This window comes from Flavobacterium sp. (assembly GCF_046155325.1).
In the GTDB taxonomy this organism is placed as follows: Bacteria; Bacteroidota; Bacteroidia; order Flavobacteriales; family Flavobacteriaceae; genus Flavobacterium.
Genome location: NZ_JBJXDQ010000011.1, coordinates 1 through 7,119, shown reverse-complemented (window position 1 = coordinate 7,119; position 7,119 = coordinate 1). Strand labels below are relative to the sequence as shown.

General features: G+C 32.8%; 5 protein-coding genes, 1 tRNA gene and 2 pseudogenes. 2 read left to right on the top strand and 6 right to left on the bottom strand.

All coding sequences use genetic code 11. The annotated features are described in order from the left end of the window. Positions 1–104: pseudogene (locus ACKVOD_RS01090) on the bottom strand (lipid hydroperoxide peroxidase); the annotation flags it as partial. 217 nt (positions 105–321) lie between these two features. Here ACKVOD_RS01090 and katG point away from each other — a divergent pair. Next, entirely contained in the window at positions 322–2,541 is a 2,220-nt protein-coding gene (gene katG / locus ACKVOD_RS01085; RefSeq protein WP_409207635.1) for a catalase/peroxidase HPI, read from the top strand. A 265-nt stretch (positions 2,542–2,806) separates the two neighbouring features. Here the strand turns inward: katG and ACKVOD_RS01080 are convergent, their stop codons facing one another. The 5 genes from ACKVOD_RS01080 to ACKVOD_RS01060 form a co-directional block, all read right to left on the bottom strand. Next, positions 2,807–3,577, bottom strand: a complete 771-nt coding sequence (locus ACKVOD_RS01080; RefSeq protein ID WP_409207634.1) for a hypothetical protein — start codon at positions 3,575–3,577, stop codon at positions 2,807–2,809. Between the two features lie 29 nt (positions 3,578–3,606). Continuing rightward, complete coding sequence (locus tag ACKVOD_RS01075) at positions 3,607–4,311, bottom strand: RluA family pseudouridine synthase (RefSeq protein ID WP_409207633.1); 705 nt, start codon at positions 4,309–4,311, stop codon at positions 3,607–3,609. 9 nt (positions 4,312–4,320) lie between these two features. Continuing rightward, a complete protein-coding gene (gene panB, locus ACKVOD_RS01070) occupies positions 4,321–5,139 on the bottom strand; it encodes a 3-methyl-2-oxobutanoate hydroxymethyltransferase (protein WP_409207632.1) in 819 nt (272 codons plus the stop codon). Between the two features lie 48 nt (positions 5,140–5,187). Next, positions 5,188–6,564, bottom strand: coding sequence for a 30S ribosomal protein S6--L-glutamate ligase (gene rimK, locus ACKVOD_RS01065; RefSeq protein WP_409207631.1), 1,377 nt, complete (start codon positions 6,562–6,564; stop codon positions 5,188–5,190). Positions 6,565–6,699: 135 nt separating this feature from the next. Further along, positions 6,700–6,772 (bottom strand) — tRNA-Gly (locus tag ACKVOD_RS01060). 133 nt (positions 6,773–6,905) lie between these two features. Here ACKVOD_RS01060 and ACKVOD_RS01055 point away from each other — a divergent pair. After that, positions 6,906–7,119, top strand: a pseudogene (locus ACKVOD_RS01055) (hypothetical protein); the annotation flags it as partial.

Sequence of the window (7,119 nt, the reverse complement as noted above, 5' to 3'; positions counted from 1 at the left end):
GATAAATCTTCTTTTACTAATTTAAAATCGGCTAGTTTACTGCCAACTGTTGGTAATTCACCCGATGTGTGTATTGGATTTCCTCCTAATGTTATTGATGCCATTTTATTTGTTTTTTTTATGAGGTTCAAAAGTATGAAAATAAATTAAGATTTTGGAATATTCATAATAGCTTTCTATTTAATTTTTTCAACCTGATATTATGCTTTGATTGTATAAAATATAGTAGTAAAACTATAGTTTTTATCTATTGAAAATTTAAATTTGATTTATAAAATTGAATTAAATTCGCTTAAAAGAAAATTAAAAATTAATCTTAATATGGAAAATTACGCAAACAATACAAACGGAGAAGGCAAATGTCCGTTTTCTAACGGAACTGATGCGAAACAGAGTGCAGGCAACGGAACTCGAAATAATGATTGGTGGCCAAATCAGTTAAAATTAAATATTCTTCGTCAAAATTCAATACTTTCTAATCCAATGGATGAATCATTTGATTATGCAACAGAATTCAATTCTTTGGATTATAATGCATTAAAGGATGATATAAATAAATTGATGACTAGTTCACAAGATTGGTGGCCAGCAGATTATGGGAGTTACGCTGGATTTTTTATTCGTTTGGCTTGGCATAGTGCCGGAACATATAGAACTGCCGATGGTCGTGGTGGCGCAGGTGCAGGAACGCAACGTTTTGCTCCGCTTAACAGTTGGCCAGATAACGGAAATCTTGATAAAGCCCGATTGTTGTTATGGCCAATAAAACAAAAATATGGCAATAAAATATCGTGGGCAGATTTAATGATTCTTGCTGGAAACTGTGGTTTAGAATCATCTGGATTTAAAACTTTTGGTTTTGCAGGAGGAAGAACGGATGTTTGGGAACCAGAAGAAGATATTTATTGGGGTTCAGAGAAAGAATGGTTAGATGATAAAAGATATTCAGGAGATAGAGAATTAGAAAATCCATTGGCAGCAGTTCAAATGGGATTGATTTATGTAAATCCAGAAGGACCAAACGGAAATCCTGATCCACTTTTGTCAGCTCGCGATATTCGTGAAACTTTTGCTCGAATGGCAATGAACGATGAAGAAACTGTTGCACTTATTGCTGGAGGACACACTTTAGGAAAAACGCACGGAGCAGCGGATCCAAATAAATATGTGGGAGTTGAGCCAGCTGCTGCAGGAATCGAAGAGCAAAGTAAAGGTTGGAAAAACTCTTTTGGTACTGGTAATGCAGGCGATACAATTACAAGCGGATTAGAAGGCGCCTGGACAACAACACCCACTAAGTGGAGCAATAATTATTTCGAAAATCTTTTTGGATTTGAATGGGAATTGTTCAAAAGCCCAGCTGGTGCTCATCAATGGAAGCCAGTAAATGGTGGGGGAACTGGAATAGTTCCTGATGCTTTTGATGCTTCAAAAAGTCATACGCCAGTAATGTTGACTACAGATTTAGCATTACGATTTGATCCTGAATACGAAAAAATATCTAGACATTTTCTTGCCAATCCAGCTGAATTTGATGATGCATTCGCAAGAGCGTGGTTCAAATTAACGCACCGAGATATGGGACCAAAAGAATTATATTTAGGACCAGAAGTTCCTGCCGAGGAATTAATCTGGCAAGATCCAGTTCCTAAAGCTACTTATACTACAATCGATAGCAATGATATCGCTACCTTAAAAGAAAAAATACAAGCATCTGGTCTATCGGTTTCTCAATTAGTATCAACTGCTTGGGCATCGGCATCGACTTTTCGCGGTACAGATAAACGTGGCGGAGCTAATGGAGGTCGTATTCGATTAGCACCACAAAAAGATTGGAAAGTGAATAATCCATTACAATTAGCAAAAGTTTTAGGGGTTTTAGAAACTATTCAAACTTCTTTCAACGGTTCTCAATCCGATAAAAGAGTTTCTATTGCTGATTTAATTGTTTTAGCAGGAAATGTAGGAGTAGAGAAAGCAGCTTCAAATGCTGGTTTAAGTGTAAATGTGCCTTTTATAGCAGGAAGAACTGACGCTTCTCAGGAACAAACGGAAATACATTCGTTTCAATTCTTAGAGCCATTAGCTGATGGTTTCCGAAATTATTCTAAAACCAAATATACCGTTTCTGCCGAAGATATGTTGCTCGATAAAGCACATTTGTTAACATTAACTGCTCCAGAAATGACGGTACTTGTAGGTGGAATGCGTGTTTTGAATACGAATTTTGATCAATCTCAAAACGGTGTTTTTACAAAGCGTCCTGAACAACTTACCAATGATTTTTTTGTAAATTTATTGGATTTATCAACAACTTGGAAAGCAGTTTCAGATGCTGATGATGCTTTTATAGGAACAGATCGTTCTAGTGGTTCAATAAAATGGTTTGGAACTCGTGTTGACCTTATTTTTGGTTCAAATACCGAGTTAAGAGCCATTGCTGAAGTTTATGGATATAACGATTCACAAGAAAAGTTTTTAAATGACTTTGTTGCTGCTTGGAATAAAGTAATGAATCTAGATCGTTTTGATTTGGTTTAATCCTTTTTAGGTTTAATTCCTCGAAGCTCTGCCTCGGTTTTTTTTGCCACAGGTTCACAGATTAATAAAGTTTTTTGAAAATCTGTGAATCTGTGGCTTTTATTTTACTAATACCCCTGGGTTATGCCCCGAGGTGGTTTATTTAAAAGCATTTTTAATTTATTTTAAAGGGAATCTGGCAACCAGTTTCCCTTTTTTAGTTTAAAAAACCGCAATCCTGCTTTGATTTTCTAGAAATATTTAAGATTTTAATTTGCAATTCAATTTACTCTAAATCAGAATTTGAATCAAAACCTATAATTGCTTTATAAATAGAATAGTTTATTGAATATAAAAAAGGTATTGTAAAAAACACACCAATAATCAAAGCTATTAAACCAACTATTGACAAAATACTACCAACTATAAGTATCCCTAAAAGTACTAAAGGTTTTTTAAGAACTATTATTACACTAGTTTTAATAGATTCAATAGCATTCAATCCTCCAAAAATAATTAAAGGAATAGTCATAAAAGTCAAAAAATTAATAAGCAAACTTAAAATTGTTCCTATAAATTGAAATCCTATATTTTCGAAAAAAATTGTTATTCCCGTCCCCATTATTGTTAATATTAATGCTGAAAGACAAATTCTACTTAAATACGGGCTCTTGTAATAAGAAAAAATGGTAGATACATGAAATTCTTCGTCATTTTCTCCACAATCAGCCATTTTAAGAAAACCAGCCTGAAATGGACTAATCAAACAAGTAATTAGTATTATACTTATTAGATAACCCATCATAAAATCTTTTGAAACGGCTGCTGGACTTGTCCCCATTAATTTAAAATTCTCAATTATACTTTCGATATCAAAAAATGAAATTAATATTCCTAAAACTATAATAAATAATAGAAACATAAAAACCAGTAGCATTAATCCTGCATAGACTGCAATTTTTTTGTAATTTTCTATCGCATGCTCAAAAACTTCTTCAAAGCTAAGAGCGTAACCATTATTTTTTATTTCTTCAATTTTTTCAAGAGTGTTTTTCATATTCTTATACAATTAATTTTTAGATAGTTTTATATAATACTCAAAGCATTCCAAATAGGGTCATCTGGAACTTTTGCAATGATGTTTATATCTTCTTTTGTGACTGGATGAACAAATTGAAGTTGTCGAGCGTGCAAATGAATGCCTCCATCAGGATTACTTCTGTCAAAACCATATTTTAAATCACCTTTTATTGGAGAATTAATAGCTGAAAGTTGAGCCCTTATTTGGTGATGCCTTCCAGTATGAAGATTAATTTCCACAGCAAAATAATTATTTAATTCTTGAAATACTTTATAATCTAAACTTGCTATTTTGCTATCAGGAACTTCATTAATATGAGCTTTTGATGTGTTGTTTTTTTCGTTTCTTTTTAAATAATGAATAAGTTTATCTTCGGTTTTCGGAGGTTTGTTTTTTATTATTGCCCAATATTTTTTTTGGGTTTCTCTATTTTTAAACAATTCATTCAAACGAGTTAGTGCCTTACTAGTTCTTGCAAAAACTACGATTCCAGTTGTTGGCCTATCGAGTCTATGTACCACTCCTAAAAAGACTTCACCTGGTTTGTTATACTTGTCTTTTATGTATTCTTTTACAATTTTAGAAAGGGGATTGTCACCAGTTTTATCACCTTGAACAATATCGCCAACACGTTTATTGATCACTATTATATGATTGTCTTCGTGAAGAATTTGAAGGTTACTTTTATTTGAAATGATTTTAGTTTTCAAAATATAAAACTAATATTGTTCTTTCTCGTTTGGAAAATCACTTGATTTTACATCGGTTACATATTGTGAAATGGCCGAGGTCATGCCTTCGAACAAATTCATATACCTACGTAAAAATCTAGGGCTAAATTCATTATTCATTCCGAGCATATCATGAATAACCAATACTTGTCCGTCAACACCACCACCAGCACCAATACCTATTACAGGAATTGAAATACTTTCAGCAACTTTTTGTGCTAATTTTGCTGGAATTTTTTCAACAACCAATGCAAAACAACCAATTTTCTCAAGCATTTTTGCATCTTGAATTAATTTTTCAGCTTCTTCTTCTTCTTTAGCACGAACTGAATAGGTTCCAAACTTATAAATGGATTGAGGCGTTAAACCCAAATGCCCCATAACTGGAATACCTGCATTTAATATTTTTTTGATAGAATCTTTAATTTCACAGCCACCTTCTAATTTTACAGCATGACCGCCACTTTCTTTCATGATTCTTATAGCAGAACGTAGTGCTTCTTTTGGATCCGATTGGTAACTTCCAAAAGGCAAATCGACTACTACTAAAGCTCTAGAAATAGCACGTACTACGCTAGATGCGTGATAAATCATGTGATCTAATGTAATGGGTAATGTGGTTTCGTGACCAGCCATAACATTCGATGCTGAATCACCTACTAAAATTACATCAACTCCAGCAGTATCAACAATTTTTGCCATTGTATAATCGTAAGCAGTAAGCATGGATATTTTTTCACCATTGGCTTTCATGTCGATTAATGACTTGGTAGTAATTCTTTTATAATCTTTTTTGGATACAGACATTCTGATGTATTAAATTGATTTAGAAAATTGGAGTGTAAAACTAATCAATTATTTAATTAATAATTTAAAATTCTTTTCGATGGCAATTATCATTTCTCCAGCAATATCTTTATTGGTAGCACCTTCTATACCTTCTAGTCCAGGAGAAGAGTTTACTTCAAGTAATAATGGTCCTTTTGAAGAGCGAATTATATCAACACCAGCCACTTTTAAATCCATAGCTTTTGCTGCTCGAATAGCTATCTTTTTTTCATCAGAAGTTGGTTTTATTATTGTTGCTGTTCCACCAAGATGAATGTTGGCTCTAAATTCCCCAGGCATGGCTTCACGCTGGATAGTTGCGACTACTTTTCCGTCTACAACAAATAAACGCAAGTCTTTTCCATCGGCTTCTTTGATAAATTCCTGCACTAATATATTAGCATTTAAGCTTTTAAAGGCATTAATAACGCTTTCTGCAGCTTTTTTAGTTTCTGCTAAAACGACTCCTTTACCTTGAGTTCCCTCTAATAATTTTACTATTAATGGAGAACCTCCAACCATTTTAATTAAATCATCAGTATCTAAAGGTGAATTAGCAAAACCGGTTGTTGGAATATCAATTCCACTTTGTAATAATAGTTGTAATGAAAATAGTTTGTCTCTTGATTGTGAAATAGCCGTCGATGAATTAAGACAAAATACATTTAATGATTCAAATTGTCTAGTTAAAGCACAGCCATAAAAAGTAATATTGGGACGAATTCTTGGAATAATTGCATCAAATTGATTTAATATTTTTCCACCTCGGTAATGAATTTCAGGTGTTTTCGCATCAAGTTTCATATAGCATTCTTTAATATTTAAAAAATGCATTTCATGACCCCGCATTTCTCCAGCTTCCATAATTCGTTTATTACTATATAATTCTGGATTACTGGCTAATAGCCCAATTCTTAAACCTGAACTTTCCTTTTCGGAATTTCTATAAACGTCTTTCAAATTTTCGCTAGTAGGCTGTCCTAATAAATACTGTTGTTCAGGGTCTACAAGAACTCTTCCACTCATTGCTTCTCGTCCTAATAGCATCCGAAAACCCATAGAATCTCTATTGGTTAACGTCATTTCGATTAACCAATTTGAGTTGCCAATTTCTAAATTGGTTTGAATCACAAAACGCTGTTCTCTAAAGCCACTAGAACTTTTTACTATTCGTTTGTCTATTAATAAAGCTTCGCAATGAATAACGGTTTTTACATTATTTTGAATTGGATTAATATCAAATTTGACCCAATTTTGACCTTCTTTTTTGAATGGAGCAATATTTATAGCATGTAATGCCGATGTTTTTGCTCCAGAATCAATTCGAGCTTTTATAATTGGAATTCCTAAATCAGGTAAATGACACCATTCCTCGCTGCCAAGTATTATTTTGCTTTGTAACATAAATTGATTGTAAATATAATTTTAGCTAATGTAAATATATATCGAATAATTATATCTTCATTATTAAGATTGTATTAACTATTTTGAAGAGTAAATATAAAAAAACCTCATCTAGTTTAATAGATGAGGTTTTAGAGCGAAAGACGAGGCTCGAACTCGCGACAACCAGCTTGGAAGGCTGGAGCTCTACCAACTGAGCTACTTTCGCATTAACAACGGTGCAAATAGAGATAATAAGTTGGATGTATTGCAAGTTTTTTTCAAAAAAAATAAGGTTTATATAAAATATTATACTGAAACGATGTAATTTTATATCGTAAATATTTTATTATGAAATTGTTATGCTAATAGTCAAACCTAAATTTGTACCAATAAAAATTTTTGAAATCAAAGAAATTTCAGCTTTTGAATCAATTATTGTTAGACATCCAGTGCTTCGTTTTGGCAAACCAATAGAAAGTTGTCGGTTTGAAGGCGACGTTTTGCCAACTACAAAACATTTTGGGTTGTTTTATGAAAATCAAATTTCAGCAGTAATTTCGGTATTTGAAGCAA